The organism is Variovorax sp. J22R115 (assembly GCF_030317005.1).
GTDB lineage: Bacteria > Pseudomonadota > Gammaproteobacteria > Burkholderiales > Burkholderiaceae_C > Variovorax.
On sequence record NZ_JASZYM010000026.1, the window covers coordinates 40856 to 57409 of the forward strand.

Consider the following 16554-nt stretch of genomic DNA (forward strand, 5'->3'; position numbering starts at 1 on the left):
TCAAAGAAAGGACCCTCCGATCATGTTTCGCACCCTCCTCAAGTCCAAGATTCACCGTGTCGCGGTCACCGACTGCGAACTGCACTACGAAGGCTCCTGCGCCATCGACGAAGACCTGCTCGACGCCGCGGGCATGGCCGAGAACGAGCAGGTCCATATCTGGAACATCAACAACGGCGAGCGCTTCGTGACCTATGCGATCCGCGGCGAGCGCGGCACCGGCATCATCTCGGTCAACGGGTCGGCCGCGCGGCGCGCCGCTGTCGGCGACCTGATCATCATCGCGGCCTTCGGCCTGGTGCCCGAGGCGCAGGTGGCGGCGCATCGACCGAAGCTGGTCTTCGTCGACGAGGCCAACCGCATTGAGGAAGAGCGCGGCCATATCCCCGTGCAGGCGGCTTCATGCGAGGCCGTCGCCGCCTGATGCCCAGCGCAGCGAACTCGCCACCAGCTGGCCGGCGATGTCGACGCGCCCCGACGACTACGCGGCGTCGCCAAGTCATCGACTAATATCGTCCGCGCGCAAACGCAGCGAAGGCGAAATGGCCAATCCAAAAGCCGCCGCGGTTTTAAGGTTGATGACGAGCTCGAGCTTTGTGGGCTGTTCGACCGGCAAATCGGACGGCTTCGCACACTGCAGAATCTTGTCCACGTAGAGGGCGGCGTGACGCCAGATGTCGTAGATGTCAGCTGTCGTCCGCAAGAATACCGTCCGCGCCAGTGCAATAGGTCGACTGCGGTACGTTCAGAGCGATTTCTACAGGTCGGGCGGACTTGCGAGGCCCTGCTACGCGCTCTCGAGCTTCGGCGCCAGCGAGTATTCGTGGCGTTAACCTGCAGAAGGCTTGAACGGTATTCGGGAATCGGTTGGATGAATCAGCGCACGCCGAAAGATGCGGCGGCTTAGATAGCTACAAGGACTTCCACGACTGTCAATCACGCTGTTTCGGCTTCTGCCTGTTGACCTTCATTGCGCGGTCGGTCGGATGCTCCACAAGGAACAGACTGCACATCTACAAGCGGCCTTGTTGCACATCTCGTGATTTCCGGATGTGCGGGCCCAGATACGAACCGCTCAGCAGGACTCCATTCACCATGCGTCGTTGTCCCGAGGGACACGGGCTCTGGTGCAAATCCCGCGCCGGGTAGGCTGTGGCCTTTGAGCTGAAGGCAGGACCGATGGCGCAGAGGCTGCAAAGCATGGACGAGCTTTTCAAGGGCCGGCACTTCGAGCGTGAGGTCATCGTCCTGTGCGTTCGCTGGTACCTGCGTTTCAAGCTGAGCCTTCGCGACCTCTTGGAGATGATGGCCGAGCGTGGCCTGGCCTTGGCCCACACGACGATCATGCGCTGGGTCCAGCGTTTTGTGCCCGAGTTCGAGAAACGCTGGAATCGCTTCGCCCGCAAGGCCGGTCGATCCTGGCGCGTCGACGAGACCTATGTGAAGATCCGGGGCAAGTGGACGTATCTCTATCGTGCTGTCGATCGAGAAGGCCAGACAGTTGACTTTCGCCTGAGCGCCAACCGCGATGTGAAGGCGGCCAAGGCGTTCTTCCGCAAGGCGCTGAAGACTCAAGGTCGACCTCCGGTGAGCATCACGCTCGACGGCTACGCCGCGTCGCATCGCGCGGTGCGGGAGTTGCCCGAGCAGAGCTCCCGCTGGAAAGACACTGGGCTGCGATCGTCGCGCTACTTGAACAACATGGTCGAGCAGGACCATCGAGGCGTGAAGTCGCGCATCAAGCCCATGCTTGGCTTCAAGGTCTTCGATCGCGCGGCCGTGACGATCGCCGGCGTCGAGCTGCTGCATCGCATCCGCAAAGGCCAGTTCAATCTGGGTCGGCTGCATACTGCGGGCCAAGCCGCGCCCGCGATCTGGAACGCGGTGCTTTCAGCTTGACCGTGCAACACGCTCACGAAACCACTCGGGCGTGCGGAAATTTTGCACCAGAGCCGTCGGGGCCATGCGCCAGGCACCGCACGATGCGGCGCGGGTGCGGGCGATCGGCGGCGGCCTGCCCGGGGGCTGAGCTCCAGACGCGGCAGTCCTAGCGTCGCCGCCAAGTGCCGTCGGGCTGACAGATGAAGTCGCCGACAATCGTTCCCGTCGGATAGGCCCTGCCGTCTCGATAGCAGACAGCGTGCGCCATCGACGCGCACAACAGCCCGGCGATCAACCACAGTGTTTTGCTGACCATGTCTTCTCCTGAAGGGGAACACCCGGTTGCTATCGACACTCCGGGGGCAAGCCGCCGCGCTTGGCGAACCACTCCACCGCCCGATCCTCGGGCAGCAGCAGCCCCTGGGCACACGACTGCCCGGCCGCGGCGCGCAGCTTCTGCACCAACGAGGCGAATTCGTCGGGGGGGTAGCGACCCCGGTCGATCTTCAGTTGCAAGTAGTCCACCGAGAAGGCGCGCAGGCGCCGCGCGTTGCCTTCGCCCGCCGAGTTGCTGACCCGCAGTGCCCAGTCGTACAGTTGCTCCAGCCGCCGCGCGCTCTCGCCGCGATCTGCTGTGGCGTCGACCGCGGCGATCAGCTCGACCATTTTCGTCCTCAACCGCTCCGGGTCCACCGAGTCTTCGGTCAGCGGCACGTAGGCCACCAGCAGCTCTTCGGCGATGTTTTCGCGCTGGTCGGCCTCTGCGGCCAGCCGCGCCTGCATCAGCGTCCACGCCACCACCCCGCCGGCAACGAGCAGCACGGCCGACACCCCGAGCAACACGCGTCGCTGATCCCGGGTGCGGCCGGCTTGCTGCCGGTTCGACTCGATCGCCCGCCGGATCGGCCGCAGCAGCAGGTCGTGGCTTATCTCCAAGCGCTGCTCGCCGGCAAACCATTCCTTGCGAACGATGCCCTGTTCGAGCAGCGAACTCACCTCCCGAACCAGCACCGGCCCATGCTCTTCGAGCGCACGCATCGGATACAGCACCCGCTCGCCGCCCTGGGTGACCAGGCTCGACTCGACGAAGTCGCGCGTTCCGGTGCTGACCTTCGCGACGCTGCTGCGGTAGTAGTCGTCGAAGATGTCTTCCGCCGTCTTGGCCTTCACCAGCCCGACATCGATGGTCGATTGCCCGCGCTGCTGGCGCTCGGAATTGAGATGGAAGCACACCACCGACAGGATCGACGGCTCGACCTCGACGTTAATCACCTCGCCGCCGGACGTAACGCCGGCTTCCGGATCGAGCAGCCGCTGGAGCAGCCCCGCCGGCCGGCCCACGCTCTTGACCAGCAGCGTCGCGGCGTCGCGGTCGATCAGGTCGCGGCCCGCGCCTTCGACCACTTCCAGCGCCTGCTTGCCCGACATCGGTTCGAGGCGCACGTGGTTCTCGATCACCGACGGCACGATCGCGCGCAGTTTGCGCACCTGCGGCAAGTAGTCCTCGCGGAACGACAGCACGACGCGATAGTCCTTCGCGGTGGTGTCGAAGCGCGCACCCTCGGCGGGCTCGGCACCGGCCAGCCGGCGGTTCTCCACCAGTTCGGCGATTGCGTCGAGCAGCGCACGCACGCGCGGCGCGGCGGCCGGGTCGTCATCGATGATCTGGAAGATCTCTTCGAACTGGTCGAACACCAGTACCGGGCTCACCAGCCGGTTGCGCGCGTCCCACAGGTCGAAGGCCTCGCGGTGGAACAGCTCCCACAGACTGGGCGCGTCGAAGTCGGCGGTGGCTTCCAGAGCGCCGGCGCGCGCCGCGGCCTCGACCGCGCGAATGGCTTCGGCGACGGCGTCGCGCCCACCATCGAGCAGCCCGCGCGGCCGCAGGTACACCGGCAGGTAGCCGCGCTCGACCAGCCGCGGCGCCAACCCGGCGCGCACCAGCGAAGTCTTGCCCAGGCCGCCACGCGCGTACAGCAGCGTCAGCAGCGAACGTTCGGTGCGTGCAAGCAGGTCCTCGACGTCGGCGCCGCGGCCGAAATAGAAGCCGGCGTCCTGCTCGCGGTACGGCCGCATGCCCGGCCATGGGCACTCGGCGGAGAGCGCGACTTCGGTTTCTATTCCCGCAGGCGCCGCCACGGGCGGAGCCTCGAGGTGGTGTGCCGGCTCGGGCTTCAACGCGCTTCCTTGCGCAGCCGGCGCTGCTCCGCGCGCAACTCGTCTGCCGTCGCGCGCATGCGGGCCTCGTCGTTCAACATAGTCGACTGCCAGTCGCTGAACATCCCCGGCAGTTTGGCGTCGTTCTCGAACACCACTGGAAATATGTAGCGGGCGGTCGGATTCATCCGCCGCCTAAGCTCGGCCGCGTAGTTCCACTCCTCCCAGAAGTACGACACCCGTGTATCGACTGCCCGCTTCGAGACCAGCGGCACGAAGCAGGCGCACTCGGCAATCTCGCTCCGAATCTCGGCGTTCCAGTTCGCGCCGCCCTTGAGGTCGCGGTCGTCCTTCCATACGTCGATGCCTTGGGCAACCAGAAACTCGCACAACTTCGTCGCCGCAACGCTATCGAAGTGCGCATAGCTGAGGAACACCTTGCCCGCAGGCGGAGGCGGAGGCGGAGGCGGAGGCGATGGTCCATCTTCCAGCGCTGCCGGGGGCGCGTTGCCGACGCGCACCTGCCAGCGGCGGTAAAGGTCGTCAACGAAGCGCACCGGATCGTCAGGCACGACCAGCGCCTTCTTGCCGGACTGCAGCAGGAAACGCTCGAACCCCGCGTCGGCGTCGAGCAAGTCCTCTACCAGCAGGCTCGAGCCCTTCTGCTCCCACAGCGGTCCGCTGCGCAGCGTGCGCAGGAAGAAGCGGCCCATCCAGTCGGGTATCTGACAGCCGATGGCAAGCAGGTGCTTGTCCTTCAGTGCCGCAAACAGCTGCTCCGGCCGGTACTTCTCGCTGTGAAGGTCGAGAACAAATTCGACCTGTTCCTCCACCGACACCGCCCATCTGGGGCAGGTGTCGAGGCCGCCGAGCAAGTTATAGACGCACACCTCGCCTCGCTGTGCGATCGGCTGCTGCGGGCTTAGGCTGCCGGGCGCAAAGGTGTAGACAGACACGCTTTCGCCGCGTGCGCCGCGCACCTCGCGCACAGCGCGGCCGAGGAAGCCATCGAGTGCTGTACTCAGAAAGAGGCGAAAGTGCCCAATCTCGACCAGCCTGCGCAACGTCTCCAGATGGGGCGCTGCGACCAGAAGCGCGCGCTTCAGTTTGAAGTGAAAGGTGTCGGGTTCAAAGTCGTCCCGACTCGCCATAGAGCGGTGCAAGTCTGCCAAGCCTGCGCCTTCGGGCAGCGGATCGGCCTTCAGCTCTTTGGCCAGCCGCTCGGTAAGCAACGGGTAGAGCCGCGCTGGCTGCTCGGCGCCTGTGTCGATCATGGACAACCGACGGCCCACGATCGGCACCACTTTGCCCATCTCGATCCAGTCGAGCAACCGCTCCCATTTCTCGTCGGTGATTTCAGAAGCAGCCATGCGGCACCCCCTTCGGTGGAGCAGATTACTCTCGGTAACCGCGCCCGGCAATCGCTAGGTCATCAACACGGTGGACGATGCAGCGCGCAATCGACGCGCATCGGCGCGCTCCTCGGAGCGCCGACGCTGGCCGTTAGGGCGCCCGCATGCGCTGCAGGATCGCCTGCGACCCCGCCGCTAGCAGGCGCGCATCGGACGACACGGTAACGAAGCGGAAGCCCATGTCGGCACGCGCGCGCGACTTCCGGCGCGCCGTTGTGGAGAGCATCACAATCCTGGGGGTGTGCAGTGCAGCATCCTTGCTCCACGGCCTACGCCGCGAGCGGAACCTGGTCCCGAGCTCCGAAGCCCGCATACCACCTCTCGAAGGACCCGCGCAGCTCGTCATTGAGGACCTGGGTGCGAACCTGGAGCAGCAGATGCGCGCCGCGCGGCGTCCAGCGCATCTGCTGCTTTTTCACGAACCGCTTGGAGATCACCTGGTTGACCGCGGACTCGACAAAGCCGGTGGAGATCCGTTCCCCGCATCGGTACCTCTCCCCGTAGTTGACGATGGCGCCGGCATTGTTGTCGACGTAGGTCGCGAATTCATCCAGCGCCCGATCAAGTTTCCTCAGCACGACCGAAGGCGGCCGCCCGGCGTGCCTGTCCTGCTCGCGCACGCCGTTGATTTCTTCGAGCAGGTCGTACAAGGTTTCGTCGGCGCGGATCACGTTTCCATGCCACAGGAACCATTTGACTCGCTTGATGCCCTTGAGGAGGTGTTCCTTTTCCGAGCCTTGCCACCCGCGTGCTGTTTGCAAGAGCTGCTCGATGCGCATGGCGACATGGAACCAATCCAGAATGTGTTCGGATCGCGGGTGCACAAACGCGCCGAGCTCACGAACTGTGTCCCCGCCGTCACACAGGAACGTGATGTGCTGTCGAGGGAGGATGCCTTGCGACTCGAGCACGGAGCGCAGCCTCCGCTTCGGTTTGCGGTCTATCCGATGAACGAAGGCGAAGACCTTGGCTGCACCTTCCTCCGGGATGCTCTTTCCGGCGATGACCTCGAAGCATCCGTTGGCACCCGGCAGGCGATCGCGGCCTCGGATGTAGCCGCCGTCCAGCCCCACCGTGGTTGGAGCGGCAGGCTCCGGCGAGGCTTCGATCTCGCGCTGAGAGCCGCCGTCGTAGGCGAACTGCTCTGGGCCGAGTTGCGCTTCGAGTCGCTCCGCGGTGTCCAGAACGTGCCGACGAATGGTTTCCGGACGCAGCCCCTGGTCGACGGGCAACACATCATGCAACAGCGCACCGACCGCCGCGAAGGAGACTTGCGCGGCCCACTTGGCCTGCAGGTAGGTCAGTTCCGGGGCCGTGTGCACCGTCAGCAGTTCGCTGAGCGGGCAGAACGTAGCCTCCCGGGTTTGCTCGCAGCGGCAGCGGCGCCAACGGGGGCTGCGAAAGTCGATATCCCCGAACGCGGTGCGAAAGCGCAGAGGGTGGTGGCCCTTGAAGGCTCGCGGCCTGCCGCAGTGCGGACAGGCCCTGCGGTCGGATAGGTAGCCATCCACCTGCTTTTGGACAAGCGCTTGTTGGAGCTTGCCAAGGACGGCCTTCGCGTCGCCGAAAACGAGTCCGACGTCCTGCACCTGGTCACATGCCCGATGATATGACGCGGCACGATGACCGGCCGCGCCGCGGCGACCTCGATACGAATCTGAATGGTGACTTTCATGGACCCACCTTTCCTTAGATGGAGGAGCCAACGCGGCAAGCCTGCGGTTAACTGCGCGCCGATCGAAGCGATCGGGGTGGTAGTCAAGATTTCCCATACCTCGTCTTCCACCTCGTCGAGAAGATCATCGAATTCGTGCCGGGACCTGCTCTCACCGATCAAGGTGTACTCGAACCGAGTGGCCATGAACGCTTGCGGACCGCCGCAGTCCTCTGGAGGAGCGCCGCGCTGGCCTGCGATGCACACCGGATACACCCGCTTCGGGTCCAAAGGCAAGGTGGCGTCGATGCGCACGTCGTGCACCCACAAAACCGAAGTCGTACTGGTATATGAATCGTTCGAGGCGCCGCAGCTTCAGTTCTCCGATTAAGGCTTCGTGTGCGTCCGTGTCGAAGACGATGCTGCCCTCCTGATGGACTCCGTACTCGCGACCCCGAATCTCGAAGCGGTGAAGGTGCATGTCCTGCCAGTCGAACGCGACCTGCAGGATCTGGTGAAGCCGGGCGACGCTGGTATCGCCGCGCACCAGAAGGCGCCGCCAGATCAGCGGGCTGATGCTGCGCAGCACTGCGCGCAGCTGCAGGACCTCCTGTCCAGAAGATGCTCCGGCTTCCATCCCCGAAGCTTAATTTGCTGCACTGCACACCCCCAGGAATGTGATGCTCTCCAAGGCGAGCGGAATCGCCTCGGGTCCCCTCTTCCGGCGGATCCTCAAGAACGGAAAGCTGGGCACGGATGGGCTCTCGGGGACGGCGGTGCGAGACATCGTGAAGGCGCGGTGTGCGCTGGCCGGCGTGGGGGATGATTTCTCGGCGCACTTGCTGCGCTCCGGTTTCGTCACCAAGGCGGGTCGACAGAACATGCCGCTGCAGGAGACGATGGCGATGACCGGGCATCGCAGCACGGACACTGTGGCCGGTTACTTCCGCGCAGGTGCGGCACAAGTCCGCGCGGTTGCCCGGATGATGGACTCGGGAAAGCAGAGTTCCGACAAAGCCTGAACTGGCCGTAAACGCGCTTGTTGAACTGCGATTTCGACTGTGTTCGACTCGTCCACCAAGCTGACAGCCGCGAGCGCCTCTCTGACTGCTGTTGTATTGCGGCGTGGCAAACGAATCGAGTGAACCTATCTACAGTCGAAAAATCTCGTTGCTTGGCCCCGAGCGGCCGGTGAAATCGCTACATGACCTGTGGGGTGCCCCTCCCGCATTGTTGGACAGCACGAGGAAAGCTGAACCGCTCGCAGGGCGTCCGTCTTAACTCTCCCCCGGCTTGGGGATGCGGACCGTCGTTGACAGGAGCAGCCTGCTGGCAAATCCGTCCTGAAGCCTGCTGTGTTCCTGCTGCCCATTTGGCGCGCCATGCACCTGCCCACGCAAACGCAGAGGAACGCATCCCGCTTCTTGGGGATAGCCCGCGACGCCGGCATCTCGCTCCGCGTTAAGCTCGCCCTTACCGGTGGTGCCGACGTCGCAGACTGTGCTTCACCGGCGCGGCGAAAGGAGCGACGTGGCGCGCGATGTCTTCATCAGCTACCGGCGTGGCAGTGACGGCTATTCGGCCGATGCTGGTCGTGTTTCCGACCTCATGCGGGCCCAGGGAGTCAGCCACTACTACGACCTCGACCCGAAGGCCAATCAGACGGGCGAGCCCTTTCCAGAGACCATCGCTTCCGCCCTGAAGGCTTGCCGGGTGGTTGTGGCGGTCATCGACAGGCCGTGGCTCGCACAAGCCGTTCGGCTGCAAGATCCAAGGGACTGGGTGCGCCAGGAACTGCTGGCTGCCGCACCTGGGAGCGGGCGAGTGCTGCTTCCCATCTACTTGAACACTAGCCCGAGAGAGGTGTCCACCGCGCTGCCTCCAGCGTTGGCTTTTGTCGGCCAAGTCAACTCGCACTTTCTTTGGCAGCGATTCGAGGGCGATCAGCAGCGCCTGCTTGTCGATCGACTGCGCGAACTGCTGCCTGATTCGCCCGTCCCCGAGCAGTCGGTGAGCGATGTCGCGCGGTTGGAGCTGTTGTGCGATCGCTCTCGGGCCGAGGCCGAGTTCGAGCGCCTCGTCATGCGCACAGGCAGCGACGCTCGGGGCTGGTTGTTGCTGGGCGAATCGGACCAGGGACATGCACAGCTATTCGAGCGCATCATGATCTATACCTTGAAGGAAAGCTGGAGCGGGGAGTTCGGCCGGCGCCCCCATGGCTTGGCGGTGCACCTAAACGATTTCGCCAACGAAGCGCTGGACACCATCGAGCAACATATATTGACTGCGCTGATGAACTCGCTGGGCGCCTCATGGACATCCGAATGGCCGACTGCGTTGCTCACGCTCGCCCGCCGACCCGCACCGACGTCGCTGAGCTTGTTGTTCATTCACGGTTCTGTGAAACTCACGCGAGCACAGCAGGTACTGGCCTGGGTGGAACACCACGAGAAGCTGGTTCGTCGACTGCGAGCGGCATACAGCGTTCACCAGCATGACAGCGCTGCCCGCGAAGCCACCTCAGCGCAATCTCAAAGTCCGTTGCCATGCATCGTGCTCGCGCTTTCGCTCGAGTACGAACGCACGCGCGGCGCATGGGCGCAGCTTCTGTCGTCGAAGGCAGCGCAGCGCCTGCTTGGCACGCGGCCGAGCAGGCTGCTCCCGGCGAACGCACCGCAGCGCGAACTTGCGCGCCTCTTTCCACACCTCTTTCAGAATGACGACGAAGAGCCTGTGACCTCGCCGGAGGCAGAAGCCGATGACGTGTTGTGCCGGCGGCTGCTATCCGCTCGCGCCGATCACATCCGCGACTGGTGCCAGCACGCCAAGGTGCGTGCCCACATTCGCGGGCGCGAAGCGATGGCCAAGGAACTTTTCGGCGACGGCGTACGCACGCTGCCGATGGAACACGTGCTCGACCACCTGGGTCGCGTGCTCGAGCCGAACGCCCTAACTCGTTCCACAGGAGCAACGTGATGATTGTCCCCTACTACCTCGGGAACGAGACCACGCCGCCATCCGAACCGTGCGCTATAGAAGCCACGTTTGCAGATGAGAGTCCCGAGAATTACCTGGCGGACCCTGGCCTGGCTGCCGCCGTCAACGTCGCGCTGATACTGGGCAAGCCACTGCTGCTGACGGGTGAGCCCGGCACTGGCAAGACTCGTCTGGCTGGTCACGTCGCGATGGCGCTGGGACTGGACGAGCCCGAGCGCTTCGACACCCGCTCCACCAGCTTGGCCGCCGAACTGTTCTACCAGTTCGATAGCCTTGGGCGCTTCCACTCCGCGCATGCGCAGGAAAAGGGCAAGCGCGCACTGGACTTCATCACGTTCGGCCCGCTGGGCCTGGCCATCCTTCGCTCGCTGCGTCCGGATGCCGCCTTGTTCCAGGCCCTGGCGCTGGACTATCCTTCCGCCCGGCGTGCTGGTGCGGCGCCGATTACGTACCCGTGCCGCTCGGTCGTACTGATCGACGAGATCGACAAGGCGCCGCGCGACTTCCCGAACGACCTGTTGGAGGCCATTGCGCAGCGCCGCTTCCAGATCCGCGAGCTGGAGCGCGAGGCGAACGATCGCCTGCGGCAGGCCACCGGCACGGTGCAGATTACGGCAGACCGCGCACTGCAGCCCGTGGTCATCATCACCAGCAATTCCGAGAAGAACTTGCCAGCACCTTTCCTCCGCCGCTGCGTCTACTACCATGTGCCCTTTCCCACGCCCGAGCAGCTGCGCGCGATTGTGGCGCGACGAGCCGGCGCGGCGGGATTGCTGGCCCGCCTTGCAAAGGAAGAACTGCAGCAGCGCCGCGAGTTGAAGAAGGACGAGACCGCGCCGCTGCTGAACTCAGCTGTCGAGTTCTTTATGCAACTGCGTGACCGGCAACCCAGCAAGAAGCCGTCTACTGCGGAACTGATCGACTGGGTGAACTACCTAGGCCGCTGCGGCTTGAACGCGCAGCAGACGTTGACTGACGCCAAAGCCATCGTTGTGCGTTCACTAGGCATTCTGGCGAAGTCCGAAGACGACCTCGGCCTTGCGCGGCAGCTTGCGCACGAGCGCCTGCAGGCTTAATCGGGTCCCGCCGCTCGATCCAGCCAATGGAAATCACCGGCCAGCATATCGGGCTGCTCGGGCAGCGCCTGCGCGCCGCACGCTGGAAGGTGGGAACCGCGCACGAGATTGATGCCGAAAGGCTGCTGCAGCAGTTGCGCGCGATGGGTGCGTTACCCGACGATGTCCGTCGCCTCGCCGAGTACCTCGGACCGATCTTCTGTTCGGAACCCGATCATCAGGCTGCCTTCGAAGGACACTTGCGAGAGGTACTCGCAATCGACGCCGAAGTCCAGCCCGACAGGATCAATCCCATTGGCGCCAAGATTGCAAGTGCAGGGCCCTGGCTGGGCTGGCTGCTCAGCTTGGCGTTGCTGGTTGTTGTCGGAATGATCGCATGGGGCCTGGTTCATCGATACGACCGGCATGTCGTGACGGTAAAGGTCCTACACAACAAAACCCTGGTGAACGGCGCGCAGGTGACGCTGTCCAGCCCGCCGCAGAAGGCCGTAACCCATGACGGGAAAGCCCAAGTACGTCTGTCGCGCGCCGACCTTGACCATGGTACACAGGGCACCTCCCTTCTCGTGGAGAAGTCAGGTCTACTACCGTCGACACGGCAGCTTGCGACGCTCCCCGAAGGCGAAATTGAAGTTGAGCTGGCACAGGAGACACCGCCCCCCCCGCCAGCAGCGCCGCCTACGACCGAAGCGCAACGCAACTGGTCACATAGTCCGCCCGCGCGACAGGATGATCCGAAGTGGCATAAGGAACAGACGTGGCGCCTGTCGCAGGCGGGCTTGGTTGCGACGGCTACACCACTCCTGCTGGCGGTTGCCTGGGCGATGTTCTGGTGGCTGCACCGTCGCGCATGGCTGCAGCGCTTGCCGCGCCAGACTCCGCAGAGCATCACGGAGCTGTCTTCGCGCACGCGCCGCACATTGGCCATGTATCTCGACACAGGCGCGGCGGGTCACGAACTGAGACGCCGCCGCTGGCAGCACTCGCCGGAGCTGAACCTAGAGGCGACTCTGCAAGGCACGCTGGAAAAAGCCGGCCAGCCGCGATTGGTGTTTGGTTCGCGCGTGGAGCCAGAGTACCTGGCGCTGATCGACGAAGGCTCCAGCCTCGATCACATGGCCCGACTCGCCGACGAGCTGATGCTCTCCCTCGAAGCACGGGATGTCGCCATTGAACGGTACTTCTTCCGAGGCGATCCGACGCTGCTGAGCGGCCCGGCGCCCGATCGCAAGCCGCGCGGGCCGTCGCTGCCTCTGCTGACGCTGGAACAACTGGCGATCACCCACCGGGATCGTCGGCTCATCATTGTCAGCGACGGGGGCGCGTTGTTTGACCCCGGCACTGGCTACAGCCTGCCCTGCGCCGACACGCTGCTGCTATGGGCCGACGTGGTACTGCTCACGCCTACTCGCAACGCGCAGTGGGGACGCCGAGAGTGGGCGTTGTCGCGTCTGGGCTTTACCGTGCTACCGCTCAACGGCGAAGGCCTGATGGCCATGGGCGAGTTGCACGCCAGTGGCAAGGCGGCAGAGCCACCCGAGGCTGCGGCAGCGCACCGTGCGCCGCCACGCTGGGTGCGCGAGCCGTTGGCAATGCTGCTGCCTAGTGCGCCGCAAGGCACTTCGACCGATCGCCTGTGCAGCGAACTGCGCGACTACCTGGGACCCGATGCTTACCTCTGGCTGCAGGCGTGCGCGGTGTATCCCGAAATGCACTGGGGCATGACCTTGCGCCTCGGGGCCGGATTGCTGGATCCGGGACCGCGCTACACGCGGGCTCTTTCGCTACTGGTCCGGCTGCCCTGGTTGCGCGAAAGCTATATGCCAAATTGGTTGCGTGAGGCGCTGCGGGAGCGCCTCGGTCGCAAAGACTGGGTACGGGTCAGCGACGTGATCCGCCAGATCTTGGAGCAGGCGCACCTTGGACGTGGCGGCGACCTTGAACTGCGGGTAGGTGCTCCTCCACGGGAGTCGTTGTGGCGGACTAGGCGAGACGCCCCGGCTTCGAAGCCTCCGTCATCATCGCCTCTACCGCCGCCGGGCCCGCGTCGTATCCACAGGGACGCCGTATTCCTGCGCTTCATGCAGGGGCCTCCGCAGCTTGCAGTACCAGCCGTCGATTGGCTACGGCGGCTGTTCTTTCGGGATGGGCTGTGGTCGATCGGAATGCGTGGCTTGCCTATCGTCGTAGTGGCTGCCATTGCGGCCGCGGTGGCTGGCTTCTACGTGCCCCCCTACAGCATCGATTCCCGCGTAGTCCTGGACAAAGCCGACAAGCCAGCCACGGTGACAGCTTTGACGGTGGCAGAAGGGGGCGAGCAGCCAACTGTCATGGTGGGCTATAGCAACGGAGAGATCTGGCGAGTTACGCGCGTCAAGCTCGACCGGTGGTCAAAGGCCGATGGGGCGGTCACCGGGTTTCTGCACGCTGCACCCGAACGCGGCGCATTCAGGGTGCAATCCGGTGCGACGATGTCCTGGGGGGCCGAACCAGCGGCATCGGCCGCGCGCGCAGACCTGCCTGCGGGTGGACGACCATTGTTCGACCGCGAGGGTCGTCTACAAGCTCTTCTGTCTATGGATGGAACGAACCTGCGCTGGCCTGATGCCAATGGCCGGACCGATGATGCGCAGGTCTCCGTCCCGATCGCCCAGCCAGCGGGCACGCTGCGCTGTGCCGCCATCGCTTTCGATGGCTCGGTGGTGGCGGTTTTTGATGGCAAGCTTCACATCGTGCGACGCGGGAGCCCGCCAGCACCGCCGGTGTCGATGCCGATCGTCACAGGCTGCGATTTGCGGCCCGGTGGCCGGGTCGTTGTGGGGTGGGAACCTGATGCGGCCACAGGCGGTGTAACCCTGTGGCGCTACAACCTTCACGCGCAACGCCTTGAGCGCGCCGTGCCAATGAAGGACACCCAGGCCATCGACGAATTCTTGGCTGCGGCCGATGGCAACAGGGTCTGGGTGCGGCAGGGAACGCAAGTGCGCGCGTTCGACCTCGCTGACAGCCGGATGCATCAGACGCTGCCGACGCCAGCGTCGCGCATAGCGGTCACAGCGGACGCAAACGCCGTGGCGATTGCCACTCCGGACGGTCGGGTGGAACTGTGGCATTCCGAGGCCGTGCGTGTCGATCCTCGTGGTGCCCGCCCGCTGGGCGTCTTATTCGTTTTGCTGTCTGTCTCTAAGAACATGGCTCCGCCCTTCAGCAGGAGCGACTTCGAAGAACGGCTTGTCAACGGCCCGCTGAAGGCCTACTTCTCCGAGAATTCGGGGGGACGATTGAGTATGGCGACCACGGTCACCGATTGGATCAAGATCGACGCCTCAGACTCGGCGTATCTTCGATCGCCAGCTCCGTGGATGGATCAGTTCAGGAAGGCCCTTACGCAGGCGGAGCTCTCCTTGGACCTCGCCGCCCTCGACAAGAACAATGATGGCAAGGTGGACGCAGTCGTCTTTGTGCACGACACGATCGGAGCGGAGATGTCCGCCCCATCCGAAAAGGGAATCTGGTCTTCGAGTTGGCGCTTGAGCGCCGATGGAAGCAAGTTCTCCTCCAGCGGGTCAAAGAATGCAAGCGGCCAGGCAATTGAGATCGACGAGTTCAGTATCGTGTCGGGCGTGAATGCGAAGGGCTCCATGACGACGATCGGTACCATCGCGCACGAACTCGGTCACCGTCTAGGTCTGCATGACCAGTTCGACGACCAGAAGCAAATGAAGCCGGTACCGGCTGCCGGAGACTGGTCATTGATGGCAAGCGGACGCTGGATAGGTGACGGCGCCCGACCGACGCACATTTCCGGCCCTGAGAAGTTGTTGCTCGGTTGGGTTGAGCCGATCGAGAGTGCTACCGGCGACGTGGTTCTGCGGCCCGTACAGACCTCGCGTACCGTCGTGAAACTGATGCTCGAAAAATCTGACTATCTCGTCCTCGAAAACCGACAACAGGAGGGATTCGATGCAGGCATCCCGGCCTCCGGACTGCTTGTGTGGAGGGTGAGTGAGCCAACGATTTCCCTGGTGTCGGCAGACGGAAGGAACGACATCGTCGAAGGCCGTAACTCAGGTAGTCCCGGGAATCCATTCCCTGGCATAGAACTTGGCCAAGACGAAGCGACCGTGGAGAAGTACCAAATTCGAAAAATCCGCAGGCAGCCAGATGGTTCCATTTCGATGCGAATCGATGAAGTCTCAACCAACGGATCACCCACGGCGCAGCTCCCTGCTGCCTCTCAACCATCGGCATCCACATCGAGTGTTGCAAGCGATCACGTACGAGTTCCCGAGCCTTTGCCTCCCCCTCCCGTGCCGCCGATAGCTTCGGGGCTGATAGGCAAGGTCAAGTTCGAAATATTCAGCTGTCCCACGATCGATGACAGGTCGGATCGGCGAGCAGAGAATGCCAAAAGTGCCGTGGCTAGCACGGGCTTCCCGCCGGCTGACATCGTTGGTCCATTGCAGCTCACCAAGCAGCAACTGGACCAGTACTTCAAGCCGGCCATCGGGAGCCAAATTCGCCTCCGGCAGGACAACGCCGATCAACGGGAAGCAGTTAAGCGTTTGCTGGACCAGTCTTACTTGTCGAACGTCGCCTCATGGAAGCTCGTCCCGGTTGCCCGTGAAGGCCAGGATGCCGTTCGTCTTGTCGTTTGCGATCCGCCTCGAAAGGGAAAGCCTTTGTCCGGCACCGTCGTGGTCGAGCGAATCTGCAGTCCGAGACTCCGCAAGGAGGACAACATGCCACCTAAATACTGGGAGTCGGTAAAAAGCTTCACTTCGCGTCTAAAGCAAGGCGTCGAGGAACTCGGCGGCACCTTGAATTCCTCCTATTTGGACCAATGGCCAACCGGCATACGGATCTTCGTCGCTGGAAACCATCCTCGTGACTTGCTCGGTGCCCGATCGCTGACCGCCGCTCCAATTCTTCGCAACGATCGCCTGGAAGTTGAAGCCGAAGCGATGACGGTATGGTACCGCGCCCTCGATGGCATTCACATTGAGAACTGTCCACCGCCTCGCTGAGGCTTGAGGTCGCGGTCGAGTAGCAACCATTCGGCTTCGCCCTCACAGATCCGAGCATGCGGCTTTCCCGCACAAGATGGGGTCGACTGCGGATCTCATCGAGGCCGCGGGCATTTTTCGACAAGCCCTGTGCTCCGCAAAATCTCGTCTCTATCATGCTTGGGGCGCGACAATCGTAAGCCGTCATTCAACCGCGCCCTTGCGTTCGGCATGACGAGGTGTTTGGGCTGTCTAGTACGTCAACACGTAAATAACGGAACGTAATGCGTTCCAAGTTTTTGGTCTGCATCTTGACGAGTGAACTTCCACTGGATAGTTCGGCGGGCAGCGTTGCGAGCGCATTGCCACTT

General features: G+C 63.6%; 11 protein-coding genes and 3 pseudogenes. 6 read left to right on the forward strand and 8 right to left on the reverse strand.

The features are described 5' to 3' along the window. Positions 1-22: 22 nt before the first annotated feature. Positions 23-424 carry an aspartate 1-decarboxylase gene (panD, locus tag QTI04_RS31480; RefSeq protein ID WP_286619127.1) on the forward strand — a complete coding sequence of 134 codons (402 nt, stop codon included), beginning with the start codon at positions 23-25 and terminating at the stop codon, positions 422-424. A 75-nt stretch (positions 425-499) separates the two neighbouring features. On the opposite strand, the gene QTI04_RS31485 is transcribed toward panD, so the two are convergent. After that, positions 500-703 carry an ABC transporter substrate binding protein gene (locus tag QTI04_RS31485; RefSeq protein ID WP_286619128.1) on the reverse strand — a complete coding sequence of 68 codons (204 nt, stop codon included), beginning with the start codon at positions 701-703 and terminating at the stop codon, positions 500-502. Positions 704-1191: 488 nt separating this feature from the next. Between QTI04_RS31485 and QTI04_RS31490 the strand changes: the two genes are divergently transcribed. After that, the gene (locus QTI04_RS31490) at positions 1192-1899 is read left to right on the forward strand and encodes an IS6 family transposase (RefSeq protein ID WP_286619142.1); all 708 of its coding nucleotides are present in this window, start codon (positions 1192-1194) and stop codon (positions 1897-1899) included. Between the two features lie 148 nt (positions 1900-2047). On the opposite strand, the gene QTI04_RS31495 is transcribed toward QTI04_RS31490, so the two are convergent. The 7 genes and pseudogenes from QTI04_RS31495 to QTI04_RS34390 all read right to left on the reverse strand — a co-directional run. Next, positions 2048-2197, reverse strand: a complete 150-nt coding sequence (locus tag QTI04_RS31495; protein ID WP_286619129.1) for a hypothetical protein — start codon at positions 2195-2197, stop codon at positions 2048-2050. A gap of 29 nt (positions 2198-2226) precedes the next feature. Further along, positions 2227-4059 (reverse strand): hypothetical protein, encoded by a 1833-nt coding sequence (locus QTI04_RS31500; protein ID WP_286619130.1) that lies wholly within the window; start codon positions 4057-4059, stop codon positions 2227-2229. Continuing rightward, complete coding sequence (locus QTI04_RS31505; protein WP_286619131.1) at positions 4056-5369, reverse strand: toll/interleukin-1 receptor domain-containing protein; 1314 nt, start codon at positions 5367-5369, stop codon at positions 4056-4058. The genes QTI04_RS31500 and QTI04_RS31505 overlap by 4 nt, the downstream gene beginning before the upstream one ends. A gap of 172 nt (positions 5370-5541) precedes the next feature. Further along, positions 5542-5676 (reverse strand): hypothetical protein, encoded by a 135-nt coding sequence (locus QTI04_RS31510; RefSeq protein WP_336621920.1) that lies wholly within the window; start codon positions 5674-5676, stop codon positions 5542-5544. Between the two features lie 43 nt (positions 5677-5719). Further along, positions 5720-7039: an ISKra4 family transposase gene (locus QTI04_RS31515; protein ID WP_286619133.1), complete on the reverse strand. Its 1320-nt coding sequence runs from the start codon at positions 7037-7039 to the stop codon at positions 5720-5722. Between the two features lie 326 nt (positions 7040-7365). Then, a pseudogene (locus QTI04_RS34385) lies at positions 7366-7428 on the reverse strand (hypothetical protein); the annotation flags it as partial. A gap of 19 nt (positions 7429-7447) precedes the next feature. After that, positions 7448-7741 (reverse strand): annotated as a pseudogene (locus tag QTI04_RS34390) (plasmid pRiA4b ORF-3 family protein); the annotation flags it as partial. Between the two features lie 52 nt (positions 7742-7793). Here QTI04_RS34390 and QTI04_RS31525 point away from each other — a divergent pair. The 4 genes and pseudogenes from QTI04_RS31525 to QTI04_RS31540 all read left to right on the forward strand — a co-directional run. Next, positions 7794-8126: pseudogene (locus QTI04_RS31525) on the forward strand (integrase); the annotation flags it as partial. Between the two features lie 508 nt (positions 8127-8634). Further along, positions 8635-10080, forward strand: coding sequence for a toll/interleukin-1 receptor domain-containing protein (locus QTI04_RS31530; protein ID WP_286619136.1), 1446 nt, complete (start codon positions 8635-8637; stop codon positions 10078-10080). Beyond that, complete coding sequence (locus tag QTI04_RS31535) at positions 10080-11177, forward strand: MoxR family ATPase (protein WP_286619138.1); 1098 nt, start codon at positions 10080-10082, stop codon at positions 11175-11177. Before QTI04_RS31530 ends, QTI04_RS31535 begins: the two co-directional genes overlap by 1 nt. Positions 11178-11203: 26 nt before the next feature. After that, the gene (locus QTI04_RS31540; RefSeq protein ID WP_286619139.1) at positions 11204-16204 is read left to right on the forward strand and encodes a M6 family metalloprotease domain-containing protein; all 5001 of its coding nucleotides are present in this window, start codon (positions 11204-11206) and stop codon (positions 16202-16204) included. Positions 16205-16554: the final 350 nt, after the last annotated feature.

Excerpts from the sequence above, each read along its gene's own strand:
- QTI04_RS31510 (WP_336621920.1), bottom strand. The coding sequence starts at position 5,676 with ATGCTCTCCACAACGGCGCGCCGGAAGTCGCGCGCGCGTGCCGACATG.
- QTI04_RS31535 (WP_286619138.1), top strand. The coding sequence starts at position 10,080 with ATGATTGTCCCCTACTACCTCGGGAACGAGACCACGCCGCCATCCGAA.
- QTI04_RS31495 (WP_286619129.1), bottom strand. The coding sequence starts at position 2,197 with ATGGTCAGCAAAACACTGTGGTTGATCGCCGGGCTGTTGTGCGCGTCG.
- QTI04_RS31540 (WP_286619139.1), top strand. The coding sequence starts at position 11,204 with ATGGAAATCACCGGCCAGCATATCGGGCTGCTCGGGCAGCGCCTGCGC.
- panD (WP_286619127.1), top strand. The coding sequence starts at position 23 with ATGTTTCGCACCCTCCTCAAGTCCAAGATTCACCGTGTCGCGGTCACC.